Source organism: Pseudomonas sp. GW821-FHT09D08 (assembly GCF_059416305.1).
Window position 1 is genome coordinate 456,671 of the sequence record NZ_JBWKOX010000001.1, and the last position, 25,405, is coordinate 482,075.

Genomic DNA, 25,405 nt, shown 5'->3' on the forward strand with positions numbered 1-25,405 from the left:
GCGGCGTCAGTGAAATTTTCGCGAGCAAGCTCGCTCCTACAGAGCACTCCATCATGACCCAGCAAAACCTGTTCCTCGGCATCGACTGCGGCACCCAAGGCACCAAGGCCATCGTCCTCGACGCGTCCAGCGGCAAGGTGCTGGGCCTGGGCGCCGCCGCGCACACCCTGATCAGCGGCGCCAATGGCCGTCGCGAGCAGCACACCCAGGAATGGCTGGACGCCTTTACCGAAGCCACCCACCGCGCCTTGCAACAGGCCGGCGTGGACGGCCAGGACATCCTCGGCATCGGCGTATCCGGCCAGCAGCACGGCCTGGTGTCGCTGGATGAAAGCGGCCAGGTGCTGCGCCCGGCCAAGCTGTGGTGCGACACCGAAACCGCGCCGGAGAACGAGCGCCTGCTGGCCTACCTGGGCGGCGAGAGTGGCTCGCTGGAGCGCCTGGGCGTGGCGATTGCGCCGGGCTACACCGTGTCGAAACTGCTGTGGACCCGCGAGCAGCACCCGGATGTGTTCGCGCGCATCGCCCATGTGCTGCTGCCCCACGACTACCTCAACTACTGGCTCACCGGCCGCGCGGTCGCCGAATACGGCGATGCCTCGGGCACCGGTTACTTCAACGTGCGCACCCGCACCTGGGATATGGCGCTGCTCAAGCATATCGACCCCAGCGGCCGTCTCGAAGCTGCGCTGCCGACATTGATCGAAGCCGATCAAAGCGTAGGCACGATCCTGCCGGCCATCGCCGAACGCCTGGGCATCAACCCCAATGCCAGGGTGTCCAGCGGCGGCGGCGACAACATGATGGGCGCCATCGGCACGGGCAATATCGCCCCCGGTGTGATCACCATGAGCCTGGGCTCATCCGGCACCGTGTATGCCTTCGCCGACCAGCCCAATGTCAGCCCCCAGGCGTCGGTCGCCACCTTCTGCTCGTCCAGCGGCGGCTGGCTGCCGTTGATCTGCACCATGAACCTGACCAACGCTACCGGGGTGATCCGCGAGTTGTTCGAGCTGGACCTCAACGCCTTCAACTCACTGGTCGAGCAAGCCCCGATTGGCGCCGATGGCGTCAGCATGCTGCCGTTCCTCAACGGCGAACGCGTACCCGCCCTGCCCCACGCCACCGGCAGCCTGCATGGGCTGACCATGACCAACCTGACCCGTGCCAACCTGTGCCGCGCCGTAGTCGAAGGCACCACCTTCGGCCTGCGCTACGGCCTCGACCTGCTACGCCACACCGGCCTGCAAAGCCAGAGCATCCGCCTGATCGGCGGTGGTTCGAAGAGCCCGGTGTGGCGGCAGATGGTCGCCGATATCATGAATACCGAAGTGATCTGCACCGAACAAAGCGAAGCCGCCGCCCTGGGCGCGGCGATCCAGGCGGCGTGGAGCCAGTCCGGCGAGTCCCTGGCCAGCCTGTGCGACAAATGCGTGAGCGTCGACCTCGCCAGCCGTACCCTGCCGGTGGCGGCCAATGTCAGCGCCTACCAACTGGCTTACGAACGCTATCAACAGCACGTGGCAACCCTTTAAGAGCGAACGACTATGTATCTGGTGTGTGGTGAAGCGCTGTTTGATTTTTTCAGCGAGGAAGATGCCAGCGGGCAGGCCTCCAAGGTCACTTACAAGGCAATTGCCGGTGGTTCACCGTTCAACGTCGCGGTGGGTTTGCGCCGCCTGGGCGTCGAGGCCGGGCTGTTCGGCGGCCTGTCCAGCGACTTCCTCGGGCGCCGGCTGTTGCAGGTGCTCAGGGATGAAGGCGTCAGCGAGCAGTTCTTGGTGGAGTTTGCCGCGCCGACCACCTTGTCGATGGTCGCGGTGGGCGCCGATGGTTCACCGCAGTACAACTTCCGGGGTGAAGGCTGCGCCGACCGACTGCTGGAAGTGGCCCATTTGCCGGTCCTCGGCGATGAGGTGCGCGGGCTGCATGTCGGCTCGTTCTCCCTGGTGGTGCAACCGATCGGCGACACTCTGCTGAACCTGGTCCAGCGCGAAAGCGGCAAGCGCCTGATCAGCCTCGACCCCAACGTGCGCCTTAATCCGCAGCCGGATATCCAGCTGTGGCGCGACCGTGTCGCTGAGTTGGCCCAGCATGCCGACCTGATCAAGGTCAGCGACGAAGACCTGCACCTGCTCTACCCCGGCCAGTCGCCGGAAAGCGTGCTGCAGGGCTGGCTGCAACACCGTTGCCAGCTGGTGTTCCTCACCCGTGGCGGCGATGGCGCCAGTGTGTTCAGCCGTCAGCATGGCACCTGGTCGCAACCGGCACAGCGCGTGGTGATGGCGGATACCGTGGGTGCCGGGGATACCTTCCAGGCCGCATTGATTGCCTGGCTGACCGAGCACCAGCTGGACTCGGTGCAAGGCCTGCAACAACTCACCCGCGCGCAGATCGACGCCATGCTCGGCTTCGCCATCCGCGCTGCGGCACTGACGTGCGGCAAGACCGGGCCGGACTTGCCGTATCGCCAGCAGCTTGGATGAAGGTTTTGTCAGCCAGGGAAAAATTAATCGATGGTTAATCCCGCAAGTCGAGAGTGAAATTCCACTCACTTGCGGAGCACCACCATGAAACTGCACACCTTAATGCTCGGCGGCGCCCTGGCGCTGGCGGCAGTGTCGGGCCTGGCCCAGGCTGACGATCAAACCCAGTCGGTCAAACCCGTGCCTTACCATTACGGCATGCCGATGAACATTGCCAAGGTCCTGGCCATGAACGAAACCCCGACCAACGACTGCAAAGTCATCAACGCGGATATCAAGTTCCTGGACAAGGCGGGCAAAGTGGAAGACGTGAGCTACCGCAAAATGTCCGAAGCCTGCGACTTCCAGAATTGATGGGCAACTATAAGCAGCATTGGGCCTGGCATTTACCAGGCCCACCGTTCATGACTAACAATCAGTAGTAACCGCGCCCTCCGGCCCGCTGCTGGACAGGTGCATGGCTGTGCTTGAGGTCTTCACGCAACCCGGTAATGAGGTTGCAAATAGCTCGACTGCTGTCGAGTTTGTCGGCGTTTATACCTTTGACTTCCAAATCCACCCGGTCACGGTCGCGGTCGTCATAGACCTTGATCGTCAGCGAAGCATCTTCGGCTTTGGTGCATTCGCACCGTTTAGGCAGGAAACTTCCTTCAATAATGCTGCGAAGTTCTAATTCCGAAAGCATGGCCAACCTCTCCTTTTTTGAGACTTGCCAATCGATTGTTATAAGTCTGCAGGCGCGTGCCTGCCACGTCTCGCCAGCCCTGGAAGACGCTTACCTTTACCAGCCTACTCGGCAAATTCCGTTTTTGTTGTAACTTTTCTTCATAAGCAATGTAGGAATTTATATAGCTTAGGTCACCTCAGTTAAATCATCGTCGAACCGCTTCGATTAATCGTTTAACCCCACGCTTCGAATTAAACTGCAGCTTGTGCCGCCACTCTTTCAGCAACATATCGCAAACTATCAAAGTTGATATTTGCACCTGAGTTAACCGCGACCAAGGTCTGTCCACTCACCCCACGACTGGCCACGTACTTGCGAACCCCCGCCACCGCCAGCGCACCGGAAGGTTCGGTGATGGAACGCGTATCGTCATAGATCAACTTCATCGCGCTGCACAGTTCGTCATTGCTGACGGTGATCACTTCGTCGACCCAATCGCGGCAGATCTCAAAGCCATAGGCGCCGATCTGCGCGACTGCGGTGCCATCGGCGAACCCGTCGACACTCGGCAACACCACCCGTTCCCCGGCCCGCAGCGCGGCGAGCAGGCAACTGGAGCCTTCGGGCTCGACCCCGATGATGCGCACTTCGGGCCGCAGGTATTTGACGTAGGCCGCAATGCCGGCGATCAGGCCGCCGCCGCCCACGGGCACGAAGATCGCGTCCAAGGGGCCTTGTTGCTGGCGCAGGATTTCCATGGCCACCGTGCCCTGGCCGGCGATCACTTCCGGGTCATCGAAGGGCGAAACGAAGGTGCAGCCGGACATCTCGGCCAGTTGCAGCGCATGGGCCAGGGCAAACGGGAAGCTCTCGCCGTGCAGCACCGCTTCGGCGCCCCGGGAGCGCACGCCCAGCACCTTCAATTCCGGCGTGCTGCACGGCATCACGATCCGCGCCTGGAGCCCCAGCGTCTTCGCCGCCAGTGCCACGCCTTGCGCATGGTTACCCGCCGACGCCGTCACCACACCGCGCGCTTTCTGCGCGCCGGTAAGCTGCACCAGCTTGTTGTAGGCGCCGCGAATCTTGAAGGAAAAGGTCGGTTGCAGGTCTTCGCGCTTGAGCAGCACCTGGTTGCCGAGCATTGCCGAGAGTGCCGGCGCGGCTTGCAGGGGCGTACGCACCGCGAGGTCATAGACCGGCGCGGCGAGGATCTTTTTCACATAGTGTTCAAGCAATGCCGTATCAGCGGTAGGCGGTGCGGGGCACGTGCTCATGGGTGTCTCCTGGTTTTTAAAGGCCCTGGAGACGGAACAAACAAAACCCGCCTATAAGGCGGGTTGGGGTGCAGCCGTGTGCTATCCCGCCAAATGAGGAATGGCGGTAATAATGCTTGGCTGGCTGCGGAAGGCTGGATAGGTCATGCCTGGAAATTAACCGGCCATCCGGATCAAGTCAACATCATGTTTACTGACGACATATGAAACATATACGATTCGTATATCCAACCACTACAGTGAACCTCATGGGCATCGTCAAGATCAGCGACCAACTGCACGAACAACTCCGGCTGGCCAGTGCGGCCATGGACCGCTCCATCAACGCCCAGGCCGAGTTCTGGATCAAGGTCGGCCTGCTCGCCGAACTCAATCCCAGCCTGCCCTACCACGAGCTGATCAACAAACTGTTGCTGGACAAGCCCGACCTGATCCGGGGGCGCAGCTGATGATCAAGACCGCCGCCCAACTGGCTGTGATGCGCGAGTCCGGACGCCTGCTGGCCCAAGTGTTCGACATGCTCGACGGTTTTGTCGCCGCCGGCCGTTCCACCCTGGAACTGGACAGCGCCGTCGAAGCCTTTATCCGCAACGAATTGAAAGCCCGCCCCGCCAGCCTCGGGCAATACGACTACCCCTTCTCCATCAACACCTCGATCAACGAGGTGGTGTGCCATGGCATGCCCAGCGCCAAGGAAATCCTCAAGGACGGCGACATCGTCAACATCGACATCACCCTGGAAAAAGGCGGCTTTATCGCCGATTCCAGCAAGATGTACATGATCGGCACCGTCGCGCCCAAGGCGCGGCGCCTGGTGGACATGACTTTCGAGGCGATGTGGGCCGGGATCCGCCAGGTCAAGCCCGGCGCGCGCCTGGGTGATATCGGCCATGCGATCCAGAGCCATGCACAGGCCAATGGCTACAGCGTGGTGCGTGAATACTGCGGCCACGGCATCGGCAAGCAGATGCATGAAGAACCGCAGGTCCTGCACTTCGGCCGCCCTGGCACCGGGCTGGAACTGCGTGAAGGCATGGTGTTCACCATCGAACCGATGCTCAACCAGGGCGGCGCCAAGGTGCGCAGCCTGAAAGACGGCTGGACGGTGGTGACCAAGGACAACAGCCTGTCGGCGCAGTGGGAGCATACGGTGGCGGTGACGGCGGATGGCTTTGAAGTGCTGACCTTGCAAACCCGCCCTTGATTCACCCACCGCCGTAGATACCGCCTTGAACCTCACCAGACCTGGCCCTGGCGTTTCAACTCCAGGCGCCGCACGAACTCTTCCAACACCAGGCTGTACAGGTCGTCCTGCAGGTAGGCATCTTCGATGCCGGCATCGAGGTTGGGGTTGTCGTTGACCTCGATCACCACCACCTTGTCGCCGGACTGCTTGAGGTCCACACCATAGAGGCCGTCGCCGATCAGGTTGGCGGTCTTCACCGCCAGTTCCACCACCGCCCGGGGCGCTTCATGGACAGCCAGGGTGCGGCATTCGCCGTTGATGGCCTGGCCGATGGCCTTGTGGTTATAGATCTGCCAATGGCCCTTGGACATGAAGTACTGGCAGGCAAAGATCGGCTTGCGGTTGAGTACGCCGATGCGCCAGTCATACTCGGTGTAGAAGAATTCCTGGGCCAGCAGCAGCACCGAATGCTCGAACAACTCGGCGGTGGCCTTGAGCAAGGCTGCCTGGCTTTCGACCTTGATCACGCCACGGGAGAAACACCCGTCGGGAATCTTCAACACCAGCGGAAACCCGAGGCGCTCGCCGACCCGTTCAAAGTCCTGCGGTCGTTCCTTGTAGAGAATCTCGGTGGCAGGCATACCTAACTGATGGCTGTTGAGCAGGTCGGTAAGGTAGACCTTGTTGGTACAACGCAGGATCGACGCCGGGTCGTCCATCACCACCAGGCCTTCACTTTCGGCTTTTTTGGCAAAGCGGTAGGTATGGTTGTCGACACTGGTGGTCTCGCGGATCAGCAAGGCGTCGTATTCGGCCAGGCGCGCGTAGTCCTTGCGCTCGATCAGTTCCACATCGATGCCCAGGCCCTTGCCGACGCGGATGAAATTCTCCAAGGCACGGGCGTTGGACGGCGGCAATTGCTCCTGGGGATCATGGAGGATCGCCAGGTCATAACGGGCCAGGCGCCGTGAACGGGGCTGGCGCCAGATCCTGCGGCTGAAGTTATCGAGGGCGTGGGCGAATTGATCTTCCTGGTCGTCGCGTAACTTGTGCAATACGCCGGACTTGACCCCTACGATATGCCAACCGTTATGTTTTCTGAACTCAACTAACAAGATCGGACATGGGAATGTTTCAAACAACTGGCGGGCCAATTCCTGCAACGGCTCTATAGTGGTCCTGCCGAAGTAAAGTGTCAGGGTAAACCCTTCGGTATTACTGTAGAGGTGATGACTCAAGGCTTTATCAAGGGTTTTATCCAAGTCGTCCAGCGCCAGGCCGTACAGCGACTTCCTGGTCAGCTCACTGATGGTGCGCACCGAAGGAATCACCTTGTGTCCGCGCGCTTCGGCCAGCAACGAGCAGTAGTAGCCGTGCCCCAGGTACTTGTAGCTGCGGCACAGGTTGATCACCTGCACCCGCTTGCCTGACTCGTTCTGGCGGGTTTGCTCCAGGTACTCCTGAGCGGTGACGATGTCTTCGCTGGGAAAGTAGGAGGCCCAATCTTCCTTGCGTTCAACAATGATCACCACTTGACTGTTACTTCGAGGCGGCGAAGAAAAAAAGCCCTTCGATGTTATTGTCGCCGCGACGATTTGCTCGGATACTTCACGCCAATGACCTTGTACCGCCGACATAATATTTGATCCGCTTTAGAGAACTCGACCTTTTCTATTAAGCACGATCTTTTAGGGAAGTCCCGTTTCGTTACGCAACTTTTACGGCGGTTATATGGCTCTTTTCTCTCGCATTGCATTACCCGGTGATATACCGGCATTAGTGGCATTGGAGCACCAGTGTTTCACCACCGACCGGCTCTCATCGCGCAGTTTTCACTGGATGATCAGCCGCGCCCACGGCCAGTTGCTGGTGGCGGAACAGGACGGGCAGTTGCTCGGTTATGCGCTGGTGCTGTTTCGTCGTGGCAGCGTGTTCGCGCGCCTGTATTCCATCGCCATTGCCGAGCACGCACGCGGCCTCGGGCTGGGCAAGCAGTTGCTCAGCCATGTCGAGGCCTGCGGGGTGACGCACGGGTGCGCCCACCTGCGCCTGGAGGTGCGCACCGACAACCGCGGCGCCCTGGCGCTGTATGAACGCAACGGCTACCGGCGTTTCGCCCAGGTCAACGACTACTACGCAGACCACACCCCGGCCCTGCGCCTGGAGAAAACCCTGGTCAGGCCACCTGCTTGATCCCGGCCTTGGCTTCCAGCTCGCGCACCAGCGGCAATACACGTTTGCCGAAGTACTCCACTTCTTCCTGGAAGTGCAGGAAGCCCGCCAGCACCAGGTCCACGCCCACTGCCTTGAGTGCGACGATGCGCTCGGCAATCTGCTGCGGGGTGCCGATCAGGTTGGTCTTGAAGCCATCGTTGTACTGCACCAGGTCTTCAAAGCTCGACTTGGCCCAGTTGCCCTCGCCTTCGGGTGATGCCTTGCCGGCCTGCCTGGCCGCGTCGCCAAAGGCGTTCACGGCGTCCGGGTCGGCCTTGTCGATGATCTCTGCGAGCACGGCGCGGGCTTCTTCCTCGGTGTCGCGGGCGATGATGAACGCATTCACGCCGACCTTGACCGAATGGTTGTTGGCGGCGGCCTTGGCGCGAATGTCATCGACCTGGGCCTTGATGCCTTCCGGGGTGTTGCCGTTGGTGAAGTACCAGTCCGACACGCGCGCCGCCATGTCTCGTGCGGCCCGCGAGCTGCCGCCCTGGAACACTTCCGGCTGGCCCAGGGGCTTGGGCTTGAGGGTGTAGTTGTTGAAACGGTAGAAGTCGCCCTTGAAGGTAAAGTCGTCCTGGGTCCAGATGCCTTTGAGGGCGCGGATGAATTCTTCGGAACGGCGATAGCGCTCGTCGTGCTCCAGCCAGTGTTCGCCGATGGCCTGGAACTCGCCCTTGAACCAGCCACTGACGATGTTCACCGCAATGCGGCCATTGGTGAGCTGGTCGATGGTCGCCAGTTGCTTGGCCGCCAGCGCCGGTTGCCATGGGCCGGGCAGGATCGCGGCGATAACCTTGAGCCTGGTGGTAGCGGCCAGCAAGGCATGGCTGAACGCCACGGACTCATGCTGGTTCTCGGCGCCGTAGCCGGCGGTGAAGCGGATCTGGGTCAGGCCGTATTCGAAGCCGGCTTCCTCGGCCAATTGCGCCAGTTTGCGGTTGTAGTCGATGCCCCAGTGGGTACGTTGTTCGATCTTGCTGACCACCAGCCCACCGCTGACGTTGGGCACCCAATAGGCAAATTTCACGGCTTGCTGACTCATCGAACGGTACCTCGCACTAAGGAATGTACTGAGGGGTTGAGCAGCAAGCGTGCCAGACGCGGGCAAACGCCCGCGCCACAAGGGTTGCGACACGAATTCGGGGCTGGGAAGCTTGGAATGCCAATGTCAGGGATTGCAACGCTTTGTCGGTTTGCTGTTGCTGGAGCAACAGTAAACAGCGCGCATCCCCCCGTAAACATTGGCCCTGGCACCCGGCACGGAGTGTGCAATCACTCCCGGCACCGATCACTGCCCCGGAGCCTTGCTCATGACCGAACACCACGTTATCAACCCGTTGTCTGTCGGCGTCGACTACCCCACGCTGGCGGCGCGCTTTCGTCCGATTTTCCAGCGCATCGCCGCTGGCGCGGTGGAGCGCGAACAAACCCGCGCCCTGCCCCATGAGCCGATCCAGTGGCTCAAGGAGGCCGGCTTCGGCGCGGTGCGAGTGCCGGTGGAATATGGCGGTGGCGGTGCGTCGCTGCCGCAGTTGTTCGAACTGCTGATTGAACTGGCCGAGGCCGACTCCAACGTGCCCCAGGCCCTGCGCGGGCATTTCGCCTTTGCCGAAGACCGCCTGAATGCGCCGCCCAGTGCCGGCCGCGACCTGTGGTTCAAGCGCTTTGTCGACGGCGACATCGTCGGCTGCGCCTGGACCGAAATCGGCACCGTGGCCATCGGCGACGTTGTCACCAAGGTCAGCCCGGACGGCGATCAGTGGAAACTCAACGGTGAAAAGTTCTACAGCACCGGCAGTATTTTCTCCGACTGGATCGACGTGTACGCCCAGCGCAGCGACACCGGCGGCGATGTGATCGCCGCCACCCGCGCACGCCAACCCGGCGTGGAGCACAGCGATGACTGGGACGGCTTTGGCCAGCGCACCACCGGCAGCGGCACCTCGCGCTTTACCGATGCGGTGGTGGAGGCGGAAAACGTCATCGACTTTGCGACCCGCTTCAAATACCAGACCGCGTTCTACCAACTTGTCCTGCTGGCCAGCCTCGCCGGTATCGGCCGTGCCGCGTTGCGCGATGTGGCCCACCAGGTGCGCAGCCGCAAGCGCATCTACAGCCATGGCAATGCCCAGCACGTCAGCCAGGATGCCCAGATCCAGCAGGTGGTGGGCGAAGTCGCCGCGTTGGTCTACGCCGCCGAAGCCAGCGCGTTGAAGGCTGCGGTGCCAGCACAACGGGCGTACCTGGCGCGGTTCGGTGGGGATGAAGTCGCCGAGCGCGAAGCCAACGTCGCGGCCGAAATCGAGTCAGCCACCGCGCAAGTGGTGGTGTCGGAGCTGATCCAGCGCGCCACCAGTGAGTTGTTCAACGCCCTGGGGGCGTCGGATGTGCGCCAGGGCAAGTCCCTCGACCGCCATTGGCGCAATGCGCGGACGGTGTCGTCGCACAACCCGGTGATCTACAAGGCGCGGATCGTGGGGGACTGGGTGATCAATCGCACCGAGCCGCCGTTTGTGTGGCAGATCGGCAATGGCCCGGCGAAAGCCTGAGGCTGGGCGGGTTCAAAAGGCCAATTTGTAGCCGATGGTCATCAACATGATCGCCAGGCACGGGCGCAGTACGCCGTCCGGGACCTTGCCGGTCATGTGGCTGCCGAAGTAAATGCCCGGCAGCGACCCCATCAACAGAAAGCCCAGCAGGTGCCAGTCCATATTGCCCATGCCGGCATGGCCCAGGCCCGCCACCAGGGTCAGGGGCACGGCGTGGGCGATCTCGGTGCCGACCAGGCGGCGCGTGGCCAGGAACGGATAGAGGATAAACAGGGCGACCGTACCGAGGGCGCCGGCGCCGATGGAGGTGAGCGCTACCATGGTCCCCAGCACCGCCCCGGTCACCACGGTCAGGGCATTCAGGTTGCGCGGGTTCATATGGTAATGATCGCCCGCGTGGCGCTGGGCGAATGCCAGCAGGCGTTGCTTGAACAGGATCGCCAGGGCGGTCAGCAGCAGCACCACGCCGAGGGCCTGCTTGATCACCGCGTTCATGGCGCTGGGGTCGGTGTGCAGGCTGGCGAGGAACCACAGGGTCAGCAACACCGCAGGCACGCTGCCCAGGGTCAGCCAGCCGGTGATGGTCCAGTCGATGTTTTTGTTCTTGCTGTGGACCAGCACACCACCGGATTTGGTGATGGCCGCGTACAGCAGGTCAGTACCCACGGCCGTGGCCGGGTTGATGCCGAACCACAACAGGATCGGGGTCATCAAGGAGCCCCCGCCGACACCGGTCATGCCGACGATAAAACCAACGATCAGGCCCGCAATTACAAAACCAAAGTTACCCACTTCCATCAACGCTACCCGCGGCCTTATAAATTTCTGGCCGCAGGATAGCGATTTTTCTTATAACGACTTATATCAATATGATCTGACTTTATGCCTTTTATGACAGTCGACGACAGACATACGCCTGGGTCTGATAAGGAAACGCCACCGTGTCGCGGCCCTTCAGGGCCGGATGGCTGGCGATCAAGCCACGCAACTGCTCGGTCACAAGGGCTTTTTCAGCCTCGGGCAACGCAGCAATAAAGCTCACGGAGAGGAAGCGATCCATGATCACTTCCTGGGGGCTGCCGACGTGGCTATACGGGAAACAGGTCATTTCGGGGTCGGAAAAATACTTGCCGTCGAAGGCTTCACGCCAGCGTCCGGAGTGAAAACGCGGGGTGTCACCCTCGTAGGGCGTAATGATCGCAGTGATCGCCGCCACCCAGTCCACCGACTCATCGCGCACATTCCACACCAGCCCGAGGCGCCCTTCGGGCTTGAGCACGCGGTGGATTTCCGCCAGCGCGGCCTGGGTGGAGAACCAGTGAAAGGCTTGCGCGCAGACCACGGCGTCGGCGCTGGCGGTTTCCAGGGGGATGGCTTCGGCGGTGCCGTTGACCAGGCGCACGTCCGGCAACAGCCGGGTCAACTGCGCACCCATGGCCTGCACCGGTTCGACGGCGATCAACGTCGGTGCCAGGGTGCTGAGCAGGCGCGTGAACTTGCCGGTGCCGGCGCCCAGGTCGATCACCCGTGAGTGCCCATCGACGCCGAGTACATCCGTGAGCCAGCCCGTGAGTTGCCTGGGATAATTCGGCCGGCCCTGGGCGTAGGTGGCGGCCTGGGTAGAGAAACCTTGTTGAGCAGACGTGTGGACACCAGTCATTGCCAATCTCTCCTCGGGTAAAGCGGGGGCACAGTGTGCGCCTTCCCCAGGAGATTTTCTAATCGGCAGCCGTGGGCAACCACACCCGGAACCGTGCGCCGCCCAACGGCGAGGCCAGTGCGCTCAGGGTGCCGCCTTGGGCCTCGAGGGCTCGCCGGCTGATGGCCAACCCCAGGCCAAAGCCACCGGTGGCGCGGTCGCGGCTGCGGTCGAGGCGGTAAAAAGGCTCGAAGATACGCTCGCGCTGGTCCAACGGAATGCCGATGCCATCGTCATCCACCCAGATTTCACAGCCGTTGGCGCAGACCTTGACGCCCACCTGAATGCGCTTGTCGCAGTAACGCGTGGCATTGCGCAGCAGGTTCTGCAGGGCACGGGCGGTGAGGCGCGGGTCGAGGCTGAAGCGTTCCACAGCGCAGTCGAGTGCTACATCGATGACGATCTCGGGGTTTTCCAGTTCGTCATCGACACTGCCCAGCACGCTGTCGATAAACTCATCGAGCACCACCTCCACACGCTCGGGCAATTGCGCCGGGTTTTGCAGGCGGCTGTAGGACAACAACTCCAGCACCAATTCATCCAGCTCGCGAATATGCGCAACCAGGCCATGCAGGCGCTCGCGACTGGCCTCCGGCAAGTCTTCCGACAGCGCCAGGGCCAGGCCGAAATCCAGGCGCGTAAGGGGGGTGCGCAGTTCGTGGGAGACCGCGTTGAGCAGGTCGCGCTGTTGGTTGAGCAGGTGTTCGATGTCGTCGGCCATGGTATCGAACACCGCCGCCAGGCTGCCGATGTTGGAGCTGGCCGGGATGTGTGTGCGCTCGGCCAGGTTGCCTTTGCCCAGTTGCGTGGCGGTGCTTTTCAGGCGTTCGAGATCGCGCCAGTGCGGACGCAGCCAGAACAGCAGGCAGGCCAGCAACGCGGCGCCGATCAGCACATTCATCGACCAGTACAACAGGTTCATGTCCAGCGGGTCCGGGGGAACAGTCAGCTTGACCACGAACTGCTCGTTGAGCGGCGAGCTGATGTCCTCCATCCAGCCCCACTCCCCCAGGTGAATCACGGGTTTACCCTGCTCCAGCAGTTTGGCTTCCTGTGCGGTGTAGCTGGCGTCCTGGCGCAACAGCAATTGCACTTTGAGGGGCGCGAAGTCACGTCCCAGTTGCTCGGTCACCTGGGACCAGCGCTCCACCGGCGCGCGCAGGTACTGCTTGACGATCAGCTTCTGCATGCCTCGGGACTGCTCGACGTTGTAGTCCAGGTAACGGTGCTCGAACAGTTGGATCACCAGCTTGGGAATCAGGAAGATCGCCGCGCTGTAGGTAATGATGGTGATCAGGTAAAGGCGTAGCAGTACACGAAACATCGGTCAGCATTCCCACTCGGAACGGCTGAACAGGTAGCCTTTGCCCCATACGGTCTTGATCTTGCGCGCTTCACCGGCGTGGTCGTCGAACTTGCGCCGCAGCTTGGAAATGGCCACGTCCACCGAGCGGTCGGTGCCGTTGAACTCGATACCGCGCAGGCGTTGCAGGATCTGGTCGCGGCTGAGCACCTCGCCCGCGTGCCGGGCCAGTACCACCAGCAGGTTGTATTCGCCGCTGGACAACTCCACCGCCTGCTCGCGCCAGGTCACGGTGCGCTCCGACAGGTCGATGCACAGGTTGCCCATCAGGATCTGGTCGTTGGCCACCTGAGGCTCGGACAGGCTGCTGCGCCGCAGCAAGGTGCGCACCCGCGCCAGCAGCACACGCGGCTCGCAGGGTTTGGTCACATAGTCGTCGGCGCCCATTTCCAGGCCCAGCACCTGGTCGTGGCTGTCGTCGCGGGCGGTGAGCATCAGGATCGGCAGGCCCGCCGAGTCGGCGCGCAGCAGGCGGCACACTTGCAGGCCGTCGAGGCCGGGCAGCATCAGGTCGAGGATCACCAGGTCCGGCGGGTTGAGGCGCGCGCGCTCGCGGACGTGGTCGCCACGACTGAGCACACTGACGTGGTAGCCGTTGCGTTCCAGGTAGCTGGCAATCAGCTCGGAGAGTGCGGCGTCGTCTTCCACCAGGAGGATGTTGGGCATGGTGTTTCCAAATAATGCGGTTTGTTGGTGTGTTGCAGGATTGTGCAAGGATATACGCCCTCGGCGCCCCGCGCGCCGCACCTTACATTTCTTCACAGACGACCTACACAGCTTCACAGCACCACGGCGCAGGTGCCTTTAGGATGCGCCAGTCAATATTGGGATAAGAGCATGTCGAAGAATCTGTTTGCGCCATTTTGCCTGTTGGCCCTGACGCTGGCCCTGAGTGCCTGTGACCAATCGGCCGACGAGGCGCCGCCAATGCCCCTGGCCAAAGTGCGCATCGAAACCCTTGAGGCCAAGCCCCTCTCCATCACCAGCGAATTGAGCGGACGCATCGCCGCGCCGCGCATCGCCGAAGTGCGCGCACGGGTGGCCGGGGTGGTGATGCAACGGGTGTTCAAGGAAGGCCATGACGTCAAACAGGGCGACGTGTTGTTTCGCATCGATCCGGCACCGTTCAAGGCTGACCTGGACAGCGCCCAGGCCAACCTGAGCAAGGCCGAGGCCAATGCGTTCCAGGCGCGCCTGCAAGAGCAGCGCTACAGCCAGCTGGTGGAAGGCAATGCCATCAGCGGCCAGGACTACGACAACGCCCGCGCCAACCTGCGCCAGACCAACGCCGAAGTCGCCGCCAACAAGGCCGCCGTCGAGCGCGCCAGGTTGAACCTGGGCTATGCCACCGTGACCGCGCCGATTTCCGGGCGCATCGGCCGCGCCCTGGTGACCGAAGGGGCACTGGTGGGCCAGAACGAAGCCACGCCCCTGGCGATCATCCAGCAACTGGACCCGATCCACGCCGACCTCACCCAGTCCACCCGCGAGCTCAACGACCTGCGCCGCGCCTTCCGCGCCGGCAGCTTGAAGCAGGTCGGCCAGGACCAGGCCAAGGCCACGTTGATCCAGGACGATGGCAGCCTCTACCCGCTGCCGGGCAAGTTGCTGTTCGCCGAGATCAGCGTAGACCCGGGCACCGGGCAGATCATCCTGCGCAGCGAGTTCCCCAACCCGGACCTCGACCTGTTGCCCGGCAGCTTCGTGCGGGTCCGCCTGGAGCAGGCCGTCGACAAACAGGGAATCAGCGTGCCGCAACGCGCCATCACCCGCGACAGCGCCGGCATCCCCATGGTGCTGCTGCTCGACGCCGAGCAGACCGTCAGCCTGCAGCCGGTGGAACTGGGTGCGGTGATCGACGACCGCTGGGTGGTCAGCCATGGCCTCAAGCCCGGCGACCGTATCGTCGTCGAAGGCCTGCAGCACGCGCGCCCGGGTGAAAAAGTCGAGGTCGATGACAGCCCTACACCCGTTGCCCAGGCTTCCGGCCAATAAGGATCTTTGACAATGCCGCAGTTCTTTATTGACCGCCCGATCTTCGCCTGGGTGGTCGCCCTGTTTATCCTGCTGGCCGGCTTGCTGGCCATCCCGCAGTTGCCGGTGGCCCAGTACCCCAACGTCGCGCCGCCGAAGGTGGAAATCTACGCGGTGTACCCGGGCGCCTCGGCCCAGACCCTGGATGAAAGCGTGGTCAGCCTGATCGAGCAGGAGCTCAACGGCGCCGATCACCTGCTGTATTTCGAATCCCAGAGCAGCCTCGGCTCGGCAACGATTACCGCCACGTTCCAGCCCGGCACCAACCCGGAAATGGCCCAGGTCGATGTGCAAAACCGCCTCAAGGCGGTGGAGCCGCGCCTGCCCCAGGCTGTGACCCAGCAAGGTTTGCAGGTGGAGAAAGTCTCCGCCGGGTTCCTGCTGCTGGTGACCCTCACCTCCAACGACGGCAAGCTCGACGATGTGGCGCTCAGCGATTACCTGGCGCGCAACGTGATGAACGAGCTCAAGCGCCTGGACGGGGTCGGCAAGGCCCAGCTGTACGGTGCCGAACGCGCCATGCGCATCTGGATCGACCCGCAGAAACTGATCGGCTTCAACCTCACGCCGGCCGACGTGAATGCCGCGATCAGCGCACAGAACGCCCAGGTCTCGGCCGGCAGCATCGGTGACTTGCCGGGTACCAGGACCCAGGAAATCACCGCCGCGATCCTGGTCAAGGGCCAGCTGTCCACGCCGGCGGAATTCGCCGATATCGTGCTCAAGGCCAACCCGGACGGCTCCACCGTGCGCATCGGCGATGTGGCGCGGGTAGAAGTGGGCAGTCAGGAATACCAGTTTTCCACGCGCCTGAACGGCAAGCCGTCCACCGCCGTCAGCGTGCAACTGGCGCCCGGGGCCAATGCGCTGAACACCGCGACCCTGGTGCGGGCGAAGATGGACGAGCTGTCGCGCTATTTCCCGGCCAATGTGGAGTACAAGATCCCGTACGACACCTCGCCGTTCGTCAAGGTCTCGATCACCAAGGTGGTCTACACCCTGCTCGAAGCCATGGCCCTGGTGTTCGCGGTGATGTTCCTGTTCCTGCAGAACGTGCGCTACACCCTGATCCCGACGCTGGTGGTGCCGATCGCGCTGATGGGCACCTTCGCCACCATGCTGTTGCTGGGCTTCTCGATCAACGTGCTGACCATGTTCGGCATGGTGCTGGCCATCGGCATCCTGGTGGATGACGCCATCGTGGTGGTGGAGAACGTCGAGCGGATCATGGCCACCGAGGGCCTGTCGCCCAAGGACGCGACGAAGAAAGCCATGGGCCAGATCACCGGCGCCATCGTCGGCATTACCCTGGTGCTGGTGGCGGTGTTCCTGCCGATGGCCTTCATGGCCGGCTCGGTGGGGGTGATCTACCAGCAGTTCTCGCTGTCGATGGCCACCTCGATCCTGTTCTCGGCCTTCCTCGCCCTGACCTTGACCCCCGCCCTGTGCGCCACCTTGCTCAAACCGATCGCCAAGGGCGAGCACCATGCCAAGGGTGGGTTCTTCGGCTGGTTCAACAAGCGCTTCGAGCAGCTCACCGACCGCTACGAAGGCTGGGTCGCCTATGCCCTCAAGCGCAGCGGCCGTTACCTGCTGATCTACCTGGTGCTGCTGGTGGGCCTGGGGCTGATGTTCAGCCGCCTGCCCTCCTCGTTCCTGCCGGTGGAAGACCAGGGCTATACCATCACCGATATCCAGCTGCCGCCGGGTGCGAGCAAGAACCGCACGGTGCAGGTGGCCGAACAGATCGAGGCGCACAACGCCGGCGAGCCTGGGGTGGGCGATACCACCATGATCATGGGTTTCAGCTTCTCCGGCTCCGGGCAAAACGCGGCGTTGGCGTTTACTACGCTCAAGGACTGGTCGGAACGCGGCAGCGATGACTCCGCCGCCTCGATTGCCGACCGCGCCAACATGGCCTTCAGCGAACTCAAGGACGCGATTGCCTATGCAATCCTGCCGCCCCCGGTGGACGGCCTGGGCACCTCCAGCGGTTTCGAGTTCCGCTTGCAGGACCGCGGCGGTGTAGGCCATGCAGCCTTGATGGCGGCGCGTACCGAATTGCTCGACGCCGCCGGAAAAAGCCCGATCCTGGCCAACGTGCGCGAAAGCGCCCTGGCCGAGGCGCCGCAAGTGCAGCTGGAAGTCGACCGCAAGCAGGCCAACGCGCTGGGCGTCTCGTTTGCGGATGTGGGCAATGTGCTGTCTTCGGCCATCGGTTCGGCCTATGTCAACGACTTCCCCAACCAGGGCCGCATGCAGCGCGTGGTGGTGCAGGCCGAAGGCGACCAGCGCAGCCAGGTGGCGGATTTGATGAAGATCCACGTGCGCAACAAGGATGGAAAGATGGTACCGCTGTCGGCGTTTGTCGAAGCCAAATGGACCCAGGGCCCGGCGCAACTGACGCGCTATAACGGCTACCCTGCCATCGCCATTTCCGGCGAGGCCGCACCCGGCCACAGCACCGGCGAGGCGATGGAGGAAATCCAGCGCCTGGTCAGCCAATTGCCGGCAGGCCTGGGCCAGGAGTGGACCGGGTTGTCGTTGCAGGAACGTTTGTCCGGCTCCCAGGCCCCAATCCTGTTGGGCCTGTCGCTGCTGATCGTGTTCCTGTGCCTGGCGGCGCTGTATGAAAGCTGGTCGATCCCGACGTCGGTGTTGCTGGTGGTGCCGCTGGGCGTGCTCGGCGCAGTGCTGGCGGTGACTTTGCGGGGCATGCCCAACGATGTGTTTTTCAAGGTCGGCCTGATCACTATCATCGGCTTGTCGGCGAAGAACGCGATCCTGATCATCGAGTTCGCCAAGAACCTGTATGACCAGGGCGAAGACCTGATCGACGCCACCCTGAAAGCCGCACGGCTCCGGTTGCGCCCGATCATCATGACCTCGCTGGCGTTTATCCTCGGCGTGGTGCCGCTGGCGATTGCCACCGGTGCCAGTTCGGCGAGCCAGCAGGCGATTGGTACAGGGGTAATCGGCGGGATGATCACCGCGACCCTGGCGGTGGTGTTTGTGCCGGTGTTCTTTGTGGTGGTCATGAAGCTGGTGCGCAAAAAGCGCTAAGGCTTTTGGGGGGACACTGTAACGGTGGCGAGCCCGCTTGCCACAACAAAAATGCGCTAAGGTGCTCACAGGTAACCATCTGTGAGCTGCCATGCCTTTTCTAGCCCGTACCCACCCTCGCCTCTCCGCCGCCGCTGTGCTCGGCCTTGCCGTCGGCATCCTGGCGCCGGCCGACACCCTCGCCAGCAAAATCCTCATCGGCTGGAACGCCGGGGTCTGGACTTACCTGGTGCTGATGCTGTGGCTGACCAGCCGTGCCAGGGCCGACGATGTGAAGCGCATCGCCGAAATCGAGGACGAAAACGCCGGGCTGGTGCTTTTCACCGTGTGCATTGCCGCCATCGCGAGCCTGGCCACCATCACCTTCGAACTGGTGGGCAGCAAAGACCTGGCCACTTCCGAGCGCCTGTTGCACTACGGGTTTACCGGGCTGACGGTGATCGGTTCATGGTTGTTGATCGGGGTGATTTTCAGCGTGCATTACGCGCGCCTGTATTACACCTGGAACGGTAAGGAACCGGCGTTGCGGTTTGCCGAAGGGTTGCTGACGCCGAACTACTGGGACTTCCTGTATTTCTCCTTCACCATCGGCGTGGCGGTGCAAACCTCTGACGTCGGCGTCGCCACCCGCGGCATGCGCAAGGTGGTGCTGGGGCAATCGCTGATCGGCTTTCTGTTCAATACGGCAATCCTGGGGTTCTCGATCAACATCGCCGCCGGGCTGTTCGGCTAGGCTGCACAAACCTTCTAGACGCCAGGGGGCCGGCAGGCGCTAATACCCTTACACATGCATGCTGGTGTTTTATGGCCGCGCACAATTGGATCGACTTGTCCCAGGACGCCGACACCGGCATCGAGACCCTGCGCGCGCATTTCGAGGGTCACGCCTATGACCCCCACTGGCATGACAGCTACCTGGTCGGCGTCACCGAACAAGGGGTGCAGCAGTTCAACTGCCGCCGCACCCGGCACAACAGCGTGCCCGGCCAGGTGTTCCTGGTGGAGCCCGGCGAACTGCATGACGGCGACGCCCCCACCGCTGACGGCTTTACCTACCATATGCTGTACCTCGACCCGCAGTGGCTGGCGCGGGAAGTGAGTGCGGTGTTCGAAGAGGCGCCCCTCAACAGTCAACTGGGGTTTACCAGCACCTTGACCAGCGACCCGCGCCTGGCACTGGCCACCAGCCGTGCGTTCCAGACCCTGCACAGCGGCGAACTGCGCATCGTGCGCCAGCGCGCCATGGACCAATTGCTGGAGTGCCTTACCGCCCAACTCCAATGGCGCACCCGCTACCGTGAAGACCCGCGCTTGCCGCAGGTGGCCTTTAGGGCGCGGGACTATCTGCATGCTCACCTGCAGCAAGACGTGGGCATGGACGAACTGGCCTTGACGTGCGGCGTCGACCGCTTTCGCCTGACCCGCGCCTTCAAGAGCGCCTTCGGCCTGCCGCCCCACGCCTACCTGGTGCAACTGCGCCTGGCCCGCGCCCGGTATTTGCTGGCCAAGGGCGAACAACCGGCAGACGTGGCGATTGCCCTGGGCTTCGCCGACCAGAGCCACCTGGGCCGCTGGTTCGTCCGCGCCTACGGCCTCACGCCCGCCGCGTACCGCAAGCGCTGCTCAAACCTTCCAGACACGCAAGGCGCCGGCTTGTAAAGATCGACTCCATCAATTGGTTTACCGGAGTCCCCCGCCATGCTGTCCACCTTGCTGCCGTTCATGCTGTTCGCCTTCGTCGCCTCCATCACACCCGGCCCCACGAACATCCTGGTGCTGAGCAACAGCGCCCGCTACGGTCTCAAGGCTGCCATGCCGATCATTCTAGGCGCCTGCGCCGGGGCGGCGGGGCTCGTGCTGCTGGTGGGGTCAGGCGTTGGACAATCCCTGGTGCAATGGCCCGGCGTGCAAACGGCGATGCGATGGGTTGGGGTCGCCTGGTTGAGCTGCCTGGCGTGGCAGATTTTCAGCGCACCGGCACAGGCGGTCGATGCGCAATCGACGCAAAAACGCCTGGGTTTGACCGGTGCCGCCAGCCTGCAACTGATCAACCCGAAAACCTGGATGATGGCCGTGGCGGTGGTCAGCGTGTTTGCCGGCAATAGCACTGAACGCCAGAGCCAGGTCCTCACGCTGTCCCTGGTATTTTTCCTGATATCGCTGCCTTGTCTCGGCGCCTGGGCCGTGCTGGGCGCGGGATCCAGCCGGGTCTTGCGCTCGGCGCAGGCCATGCAACGCTTCAACCGGTGCATGGCCTTGCTCTTGTTGGGGTCGACCTGGCTGGGCGCACTGATCTGAAGGCGAAAAAAAGGGGAAGCCGAAGCTTCCCCTGTTCAAGTGAGTGCGTGCCTTAGAAGTCGTAACGCAGGCCGAAATTGACACCCCACGGCTGATCGATCTTCTTGCCTTTGCTGGTTTCGACGTCGGCATGCAGCTTGACGTTTTTCGATACAGACATCGCCACGCCAGCCGCCAGCTCGATCCGCGAGCCCGACAGATCATTGTTGAAGCTCTGATCGTTGACGAACACCTTGTTGCTTTGGTCGAACTCATGGGCGAGCGCGGTGCGCAGGTACGGCTGCAACACACTGCCGCTGTCCAGCTGAATGTTCTTGCCAGCCGTCACGCCCACCTTACCGACCACGGAACTGGAGCGATCACCTTTGGCCTGCAGGCCGTTGGACAGCTCGTAGCTCTGTGCCTGGGTGATGGTTGCCGACAACTGGCCGTAAGGCTCGACGAAGAAATCCTCATCCAGCTGGATATGGCGACCGAATTCCGCCGACACGCCCACCGCGTTTTGCGTGTAGCTGCCCTTGGCTTTCTTGCCGTCGCTCATGGTCACATTGACCTCGTTGTGCAAACGGTTGAGCTTGGCGACACCATCGAAATACAGACCGCTCTCATCATCCAGCCACGTGGCATAGGCGCCCAGGTAGTAGCTCTTGACCTCGCCTTTACTGCCGCGGTTCAGATTCAGGTCCGAGGTGCTGTGACCGGCCATCACACCCGCCAGCCACTGGCCATCGCCGCTGGACAACGGCGCATCGGCGCCCAGGGTGAAGCCCTTCTGGGTTTGCGCATACCCGGCACCGTTCTTGTTGGCGGCGACCTCATATTTGTTGCCGTAGCTGCGCATCCACAGGCCATTGTCCTTGCCATCGCCGAAACGCAATTCCCCCATCCGCGTACGCAGGAGGGACGACTCACCGTACAGAACGGTCGGCGCACTGTTGAACAAGGCCAGTACCGAATGGGCGCTGGTGCTGGTGCCGCGACGCGTCGGGTCAAGCAGCCAGTCGGTGCCATCCTTCTGCAGGCCATAGGCGTAGGCGCCGATGTCCACGGTGTCGCCCACCAGGGAGAAGTGGGCATCGCCGCCCTCGGTGTGCACCACCTTGATCGGCTGGCCGCTGGCCAGTTCCGAACCGGTGGCGTCCAGCAACAGGCTATGGTTACCCTCGGCCTTGCCTTCCACGTTCAGGAAGTCGGTTTGGTGGGTGGAGAAGTCGGTGTGCATGACAAAGGTGCCATTGCCTTCCAGGCTCTTCACGTCCAACTGGTAGAACTCATCCGGCCCACCAAAGTGTACGGTGCCGCCGCCCATCTTCAAGGCGTCGACATTGCTGTCGCCCACCAGCATCCAGTTGGACGCGGTGTTCACGCTCAACTCGGCCACGTTCTTCAACTGGCCGGTCAGCCAGGAGCCATTGTTGAGCTGCACCTTCGCGCTGCTGCCGTCTTCGACCACGATGTCACCCACCAGGAGGCTGCGGTCAACGTTCATGTTGGCGGAGGAACCGCCGGTGACTTCCAGGATATTGCCGTTGCCACCGCTCAAGGTCGAACCGTTGAGGACATGGATATCCGCGTCGGTCGCGCCGTATGCATCGCCCTCCACCAACAGTGCCGCGCCATTGCGGCCCTCGACATGAGAGCCGTTCAATACCAGGCTGCTGTTGTTCAAGTCCGCACTTTCATAACTCAGGCGTACACCATTCTCGCCACCGGTAATGAAGCTGCCGACAGCGTTCGCAGCCCCGCCCAGCAATAACACGCCGATGCCATTTTCATCAGTAGCAATGACATCCGAGTCAAAGAAGTTGAGTTGGCTGAACGCAGTGGCCCGCGCACCTTCAGTGGAGCCGATGATCGTGCTGTCGAAAACAGTGGCTGTCGACCCCTCATCCGTGAGGAAGTTACGTGCAGCCACAAGGCCGATACCATTGTTATTGATGACCTGGCTGCCCCTGATGTGGGCGCTGCTGCCTTGCAGGTTGATAGCAAAGGCGGCAGAGCTGCGCGCCTCTACCGTGGCACCATCGAGGTTGATCTGCGCACCCTGGGTCGCGTAAATGTCCTGCGCCTTGGTACCGGCATTGAGGGTCAGCGTACCGGCAGACACTCGGGATTGACGCAGTTCGGCACCGTTGGATGTCAGGTGCGCATTCTCGCTGATGACCCAGTCATCAACACGCGCACCCGCCTCAATGGTGCGGTCCATGCCCGGATGTAATGTCGTGGTGGCATGGGTGAATGTGGCACCCAGCAACAGGAAGCCGACAGCAGGCGCCTGGAGCGCCAGCGCCAAAGGATGTTTTTTGAACTGTGCATCGATAGTCATTGCATGTATACCCGTGAAGAACCTTCCCGAAAGGGAACGAATTGACCGGCACCAAGCGAGATAGGCCCAGGTCATGACGGGGCGCAGATTAGTGAGGAGGAGGGAACAGGTATGTAGGATTTTTCTTTGATTACCAGGTGAGTTGCCCGACGTTTCGGTAGCCAATAAAAAAGAGGAGCCAGGCTCCTCTTTTCCAGTACCACCACGCCGGCGCTCAGCTGGAACCTGGCCAAGGTGAACTGTCACAGTAGACCAGACCTGGCCGCACGCCTCTCACCAACAGGATGGCTTCGGCGGAAACGACGGGGGACGGGACACCGATGACGGGTACGCTGTAGGTGATATGGACCGACCCCATATCGTACGCCGCCGCATTGATGGGTTTCACGTAGGTCGCATAGGGCCTGACGGGGACCGTGAAGCCCACTCGAGTCTGCTCGAAGTTCAGCGGACCGAACGGAAACTGCCCGGTCGCACCCGTAATGGCATCCTTGCCTTCATCGTCACTGCAGCCCGTCCAATTCACCGTGACAATCATCCCGACCGCCAACTGTTCATGAGGGGGCACAAATACATGCACCTCACGGTTCGGCCCTTGCAACGTATTGCACACGATTTCTGCTGGCGCACCCGGGAGCTCAGGCAAAGCCCCTGTGACCCTGGGTGGAGGGAACGCAATCACGTTGGCATTGGCGTTGATGTCCTGGTGCGGTGATGAAACCCGGTTGTGGGTAGCCGCGATCGCGATTTCATAGCGCAATGGGATTAGGTTATTGGAATGCTTAAGGATGTATGGCCACGGTACGACCATAGGGATCTCATCACCTGGCATGGCCGTCGACGGGTCCACCGACTTGCGATCGACCTGTTCGTTCTGGTAGTACAGCACGATATCGAACGCTTGTGCCGAAGGCAGTGGAGCTGCACTCCACAGGCGAACCACGACGTCGGCATCCATCTGTGAGTCGCGCTCATCCAATTCGTTGGTCAGTCCGGAACCGCGCCCCGTCAGGATCGGCAGTGGCAGGTTGGGATTGATCAATTCCGGCTCCCAAGGGTTGATCGGGCCGCCCACCTGCAGTTCGAGCTCGATATTGGTAGGCGTGGGTACCATATACGTCATCCCCCCTCGCACCACCGCATATTCCACTCTCAAGTTGATGCTACCGGTACTCGTACCGTACAAGGCGACCAGCGTCGCAAAGTCCACGTGGAAGTTGTAAGGCAGTGGGGACCCACCCAGTGCGTAGGGCCCCACGTCCCGAGTGCCATGGGTGGTGGTGAGGCGCACCAGAAGCTGGTCCAGCGTACGGTCAGCGTCGTAACTCGGAATAATCACAAACATACCGGCAGAGGCTGCGGTATCGCGACGATCAATCAGGCGGTCACCCACGCCCGTCAAGGAGACGGCATCCCTCACACCTGCCGGCTCGAGTACTGGCGCAGGCCGCAACGCCACAGAGATAGGCAGCTCAAACGAAGGATCGCTGATATTGCCGGCGACATCGAGCAAACGGTACACCAACTTACGCGGGCCATCCGCCGCATCGGCCAGAGCCTGGGTGAAGCGCACCACCCTGTCAGGGAACACCGGCCCCTCAGCGATCACCTCCATTGAGTCGCCGTAGTACAGGCGCCATCTGTCACCTGGATCAGCCCCTTCCGCGGCATACGCCGGAATGCCGAAGGGCACGCCCGTGGGGTTTGCATCCAGAAGCGCCTGTGTGACGCTGCCTGTCCAGCCAGGCGGCAGGGTCAAACGGCGAGGCCCGTCGGGAATGCTGTCGTAGGGAGCGGTTCGATCAATCCGCAGTGGCGCTTCAAAGGAGCCTGAGTCATTCAGGGAGGCCAGGATTACCCTGTAGCTGAGAGTGTGGGCGCCTTCAGTGAGGAATCGCCGCGGAATATTGACCGTATAAGTCAGCGGAATGGGCGCCGTGAAAAATATCGATTCACTGCTGATGCGCCCACTCTGGAAATCACCGATATCGTCCAAATGAACATCCAGGGTATCGGACCTGGCGGGATTGGTCGAAGCGGGAGACCACACTTCAATATCCACTTCAAGAAAGTTTCTATCGGCGGCTTCTCTGGACACCAGACCCGGGTACTCGTCCGGGTCAACAAGCCCGTGAATAATCGGTGCAGGGAGCACAATGGGAACCGTTGCCGGCCCCACACCTTTTTCTTTCGACTTGGGAACTATTTTTTTCATGCGAGCTACTCTCTTTAGTATAAAA

The 25,405-nt window shown here is 62.0% G+C and carries 21 protein-coding genes and 1 pseudogene; 12 read left to right on the plus strand and 10 right to left on the minus strand.

Going from position 1 to position 25,405, the window contains the following annotated elements; all coding sequences use genetic code 11:
• The first annotated feature begins 53 nt into the window (after nucleotides 1-53).
• The 3 genes from xylB (at nucleotide 54) to AC07OP_RS01865 (ending at nucleotide 2,840) form a co-directional block, all read left to right on the plus strand.
• The gene (gene xylB, locus AC07OP_RS01855) at nucleotides 54-1,535 is read left to right on the plus strand and encodes a xylulokinase (RefSeq protein WP_495101584.1); all 1,482 of its coding nucleotides are present in this window, start codon (nucleotides 54-56) and stop codon (nucleotides 1,533-1,535) included.
• Between the two features lie 12 nt (nucleotides 1,536-1,547).
• Nucleotides 1,548-2,486: a carbohydrate kinase family protein gene (locus AC07OP_RS01860; RefSeq protein WP_495101585.1), complete on the plus strand. Its 939-nt coding sequence runs from the start codon at nucleotides 1,548-1,550 to the stop codon at nucleotides 2,484-2,486.
• Nucleotides 2,487-2,570: 84 nt separating this feature from the next.
• On the plus strand, nucleotides 2,571-2,840 hold the full coding sequence (locus tag AC07OP_RS01865; RefSeq protein ID WP_495101586.1) for a DUF2790 domain-containing protein: 270 nt from the start codon (nucleotides 2,571-2,573) through the stop codon (nucleotides 2,838-2,840).
• Between the two features lie 61 nt (nucleotides 2,841-2,901).
• On the opposite strand, the gene AC07OP_RS01870 is transcribed toward AC07OP_RS01865, so the two are convergent.
• Nucleotides 2,902-3,171 (minus strand): DUF1652 domain-containing protein, encoded by a 270-nt coding sequence (locus AC07OP_RS01870; protein WP_027606409.1) that lies wholly within the window; start codon nucleotides 3,169-3,171, stop codon nucleotides 2,902-2,904.
• A 233-nt stretch (nucleotides 3,172-3,404) separates the two neighbouring features.
• On the minus strand, nucleotides 3,405-4,427 hold the full coding sequence (ilvA, locus tag AC07OP_RS01875) for a threonine ammonia-lyase, biosynthetic (protein WP_108574331.1): 1,023 nt from the start codon (nucleotides 4,425-4,427) through the stop codon (nucleotides 3,405-3,407).
• Nucleotides 4,428-4,675: 248 nt separating this feature from the next.
• On the opposite strand from ilvA, the gene AC07OP_RS01880 reads away from it, so the two are divergent.
• Nucleotides 4,676-4,876 carry a ParD-like family protein gene (locus tag AC07OP_RS01880; protein WP_027606410.1) on the plus strand — a complete coding sequence of 67 codons (201 nt, stop codon included), beginning with the start codon at nucleotides 4,676-4,678 and terminating at the stop codon, nucleotides 4,874-4,876.
• Nucleotides 4,876-5,631 carry a type I methionyl aminopeptidase gene (map, locus tag AC07OP_RS01885; protein ID WP_092357841.1) on the plus strand — a complete coding sequence of 252 codons (756 nt, stop codon included), beginning with the start codon at nucleotides 4,876-4,878 and terminating at the stop codon, nucleotides 5,629-5,631. The genes AC07OP_RS01880 and map overlap by 1 nt, the downstream gene beginning before the upstream one ends.
• A gap of 32 nt (nucleotides 5,632-5,663) precedes the next feature.
• Here the strand turns inward: map and AC07OP_RS01890 are convergent, their stop codons facing one another.
• Nucleotides 5,664-7,250: a RimK family ATP-grasp domain-containing protein gene (locus tag AC07OP_RS01890; RefSeq protein WP_495101587.1), complete on the minus strand. Its 1,587-nt coding sequence runs from the start codon at nucleotides 7,248-7,250 to the stop codon at nucleotides 5,664-5,666.
• 94 nt (nucleotides 7,251-7,344) lie between these two features.
• Between AC07OP_RS01890 and AC07OP_RS01895 the strand changes: the two are divergent.
• Nucleotides 7,345-7,794: pseudogene (locus AC07OP_RS01895) on the plus strand (GNAT family N-acetyltransferase); the annotation flags it as partial.
• On the opposite strand, the gene sfnG reads toward AC07OP_RS01895, so the two are convergent.
• Nucleotides 7,790-8,875, minus strand: a complete 1,086-nt coding sequence (gene sfnG, locus AC07OP_RS01900; RefSeq protein ID WP_027606414.1) for a dimethylsulfone monooxygenase SfnG — start codon at nucleotides 8,873-8,875, stop codon at nucleotides 7,790-7,792. The pseudogene AC07OP_RS01895 and the gene sfnG sit on opposite strands and share 5 nt — an antisense overlap.
• Nucleotides 8,876-9,143: 268 nt before the next feature.
• Here sfnG and AC07OP_RS01905 point away from each other — a divergent pair, with 268 nt between their 5' ends.
• Complete coding sequence (locus AC07OP_RS01905) at nucleotides 9,144-10,382, plus strand: acyl-CoA dehydrogenase family protein (RefSeq protein WP_495101588.1); 1,239 nt, start codon at nucleotides 9,144-9,146, stop codon at nucleotides 10,380-10,382.
• A gap of 12 nt (nucleotides 10,383-10,394) precedes the next feature.
• Here AC07OP_RS01905 and AC07OP_RS01910 read toward each other — a convergent pair whose 3' ends face one another.
• The 4 genes from AC07OP_RS01910 to AC07OP_RS01925 all read right to left on the minus strand — a co-directional run bounded on the left by AC07OP_RS01910 (nucleotide 10,395) and on the right by AC07OP_RS01925 (nucleotide 14,110).
• Nucleotides 10,395-11,180 carry a sulfite exporter TauE/SafE family protein gene (locus AC07OP_RS01910; RefSeq protein ID WP_027606416.1) on the minus strand — a complete coding sequence of 262 codons (786 nt, stop codon included), beginning with the start codon at nucleotides 11,178-11,180 and terminating at the stop codon, nucleotides 10,395-10,397.
• Between the two features lie 91 nt (nucleotides 11,181-11,271).
• Nucleotides 11,272-12,042, minus strand: a complete 771-nt coding sequence (locus tag AC07OP_RS01915; protein WP_495101589.1) for a class I SAM-dependent methyltransferase — start codon at nucleotides 12,040-12,042, stop codon at nucleotides 11,272-11,274.
• Nucleotides 12,043-12,100: 58 nt separating this feature from the next.
• Nucleotides 12,101-13,405: an ATP-binding protein gene (locus AC07OP_RS01920; protein WP_495101590.1), complete on the minus strand. Its 1,305-nt coding sequence runs from the start codon at nucleotides 13,403-13,405 to the stop codon at nucleotides 12,101-12,103.
• 3 nt (nucleotides 13,406-13,408) lie between these two features.
• Complete coding sequence (locus tag AC07OP_RS01925) at nucleotides 13,409-14,110, minus strand: response regulator (protein WP_065906561.1); 702 nt, start codon at nucleotides 14,108-14,110, stop codon at nucleotides 13,409-13,411.
• Between the two features lie 171 nt (nucleotides 14,111-14,281).
• Here AC07OP_RS01925 and AC07OP_RS01930 point away from each other — a divergent pair, with 171 nt between their 5' ends.
• The 5 genes from AC07OP_RS01930 to AC07OP_RS01950 all read left to right on the plus strand — a co-directional run bounded on the left by AC07OP_RS01930 (nucleotide 14,282) and on the right by AC07OP_RS01950 (nucleotide 20,839).
• Entirely contained in the window at nucleotides 14,282-15,439 is a 1,158-nt protein-coding gene (locus tag AC07OP_RS01930) for an efflux RND transporter periplasmic adaptor subunit (protein WP_405125912.1), read from the plus strand.
• A gap of 12 nt (nucleotides 15,440-15,451) precedes the next feature.
• Nucleotides 15,452-18,541: a multidrug efflux RND transporter permease subunit gene (locus AC07OP_RS01935; RefSeq protein ID WP_495101591.1), complete on the plus strand. Its 3,090-nt coding sequence runs from the start codon at nucleotides 15,452-15,454 to the stop codon at nucleotides 18,539-18,541.
• Nucleotides 18,542-18,632: 91 nt separating this feature from the next.
• Nucleotides 18,633-19,274 (plus strand): DUF1345 domain-containing protein, encoded by a 642-nt coding sequence (locus tag AC07OP_RS01940; protein WP_053135146.1) that lies wholly within the window; start codon nucleotides 18,633-18,635, stop codon nucleotides 19,272-19,274.
• Nucleotides 19,275-19,345: 71 nt separating this feature from the next.
• Nucleotides 19,346-20,200 (plus strand): AraC family transcriptional regulator, encoded by an 855-nt coding sequence (locus AC07OP_RS01945; protein WP_495101592.1) that lies wholly within the window; start codon nucleotides 19,346-19,348, stop codon nucleotides 20,198-20,200.
• A 39-nt stretch (nucleotides 20,201-20,239) separates the two neighbouring features.
• Nucleotides 20,240-20,839 carry a LysE family translocator gene (locus tag AC07OP_RS01950; protein WP_115486211.1) on the plus strand — a complete coding sequence of 200 codons (600 nt, stop codon included), beginning with the start codon at nucleotides 20,240-20,242 and terminating at the stop codon, nucleotides 20,837-20,839.
• A gap of 52 nt (nucleotides 20,840-20,891) precedes the next feature.
• On the opposite strand, the gene AC07OP_RS01955 is transcribed toward AC07OP_RS01950, so the two are convergent.
• Both AC07OP_RS01955 and AC07OP_RS01960 read right to left on the minus strand, forming a co-directional pair.
• A complete protein-coding gene (locus tag AC07OP_RS01955; protein WP_495101593.1) occupies nucleotides 20,892-23,165 on the minus strand; it encodes an autotransporter outer membrane beta-barrel domain-containing protein in 2,274 nt (757 codons plus the stop codon).
• Between the two features lie 214 nt (nucleotides 23,166-23,379).
• Nucleotides 23,380-25,380 carry a carbohydrate-binding protein gene (locus AC07OP_RS01960; protein ID WP_495101594.1) on the minus strand — a complete coding sequence of 667 codons (2,001 nt, stop codon included), beginning with the start codon at nucleotides 25,378-25,380 and terminating at the stop codon, nucleotides 23,380-23,382.
• Between the last annotated feature and the right edge of the window lie 25 nt (nucleotides 25,381-25,405).

Excerpts from the sequence above, each read along its gene's own strand:
- xylB (WP_495101584.1), top strand. The coding sequence starts at position 54 with ATGACCCAGCAAAACCTGTTCCTCGGCATCGACTGCGGCACCCAAGGC.
- AC07OP_RS01860 (WP_495101585.1), top strand. The coding sequence starts at position 1,548 with ATGTATCTGGTGTGTGGTGAAGCGCTGTTTGATTTTTTCAGCGAGGAA.
- AC07OP_RS01865 (WP_495101586.1), top strand. The coding sequence starts at position 2,571 with ATGAAACTGCACACCTTAATGCTCGGCGGCGCCCTGGCGCTGGCGGCA.
- AC07OP_RS01870 (WP_027606409.1), bottom strand. The coding sequence starts at position 3,171 with ATGCTTTCGGAATTAGAACTTCGCAGCATTATTGAAGGAAGTTTCCTG.
- ilvA (WP_108574331.1), bottom strand. The coding sequence starts at position 4,427 with ATGAGCACGTGCCCCGCACCGCCTACCGCTGATACGGCATTGCTTGAA.
- AC07OP_RS01880 (WP_027606410.1), top strand. The coding sequence starts at position 4,676 with ATGGGCATCGTCAAGATCAGCGACCAACTGCACGAACAACTCCGGCTG.
- map (WP_092357841.1), top strand. The coding sequence starts at position 4,876 with ATGATCAAGACCGCCGCCCAACTGGCTGTGATGCGCGAGTCCGGACGC.
- AC07OP_RS01890 (WP_495101587.1), bottom strand. The coding sequence starts at position 7,250 with ATGTCGGCGGTACAAGGTCATTGGCGTGAAGTATCCGAGCAAATCGTC.
- sfnG (WP_027606414.1), bottom strand. The coding sequence starts at position 8,875 with ATGAGTCAGCAAGCCGTGAAATTTGCCTATTGGGTGCCCAACGTCAGC.
- AC07OP_RS01905 (WP_495101588.1), top strand. The coding sequence starts at position 9,144 with ATGACCGAACACCACGTTATCAACCCGTTGTCTGTCGGCGTCGACTAC.
- AC07OP_RS01910 (WP_027606416.1), bottom strand. The coding sequence starts at position 11,180 with ATGGAAGTGGGTAACTTTGGTTTTGTAATTGCGGGCCTGATCGTTGGT.
- AC07OP_RS01915 (WP_495101589.1), bottom strand. The coding sequence starts at position 12,042 with ATGACTGGTGTCCACACGTCTGCTCAACAAGGTTTCTCTACCCAGGCC.
- AC07OP_RS01920 (WP_495101590.1), bottom strand. The coding sequence starts at position 13,405 with ATGTTTCGTGTACTGCTACGCCTTTACCTGATCACCATCATTACCTAC.
- AC07OP_RS01925 (WP_065906561.1), bottom strand. The coding sequence starts at position 14,110 with ATGCCCAACATCCTCCTGGTGGAAGACGACGCCGCACTCTCCGAGCTG.
- AC07OP_RS01930 (WP_405125912.1), top strand. The coding sequence starts at position 14,282 with ATGTCGAAGAATCTGTTTGCGCCATTTTGCCTGTTGGCCCTGACGCTG.
- AC07OP_RS01935 (WP_495101591.1), top strand. The coding sequence starts at position 15,452 with ATGCCGCAGTTCTTTATTGACCGCCCGATCTTCGCCTGGGTGGTCGCC.
- AC07OP_RS01940 (WP_053135146.1), top strand. The coding sequence starts at position 18,633 with ATGCCTTTTCTAGCCCGTACCCACCCTCGCCTCTCCGCCGCCGCTGTG.
- AC07OP_RS01945 (WP_495101592.1), top strand. The coding sequence starts at position 19,346 with ATGGCCGCGCACAATTGGATCGACTTGTCCCAGGACGCCGACACCGGC.
- AC07OP_RS01950 (WP_115486211.1), top strand. The coding sequence starts at position 20,240 with ATGCTGTCCACCTTGCTGCCGTTCATGCTGTTCGCCTTCGTCGCCTCC.
- AC07OP_RS01955 (WP_495101593.1), bottom strand. The coding sequence starts at position 23,165 with ATGACTATCGATGCACAGTTCAAAAAACATCCTTTGGCGCTGGCGCTC.
- AC07OP_RS01960 (WP_495101594.1), bottom strand. The coding sequence starts at position 25,380 with ATGAAAAAAATAGTTCCCAAGTCGAAAGAAAAAGGTGTGGGGCCGGCA.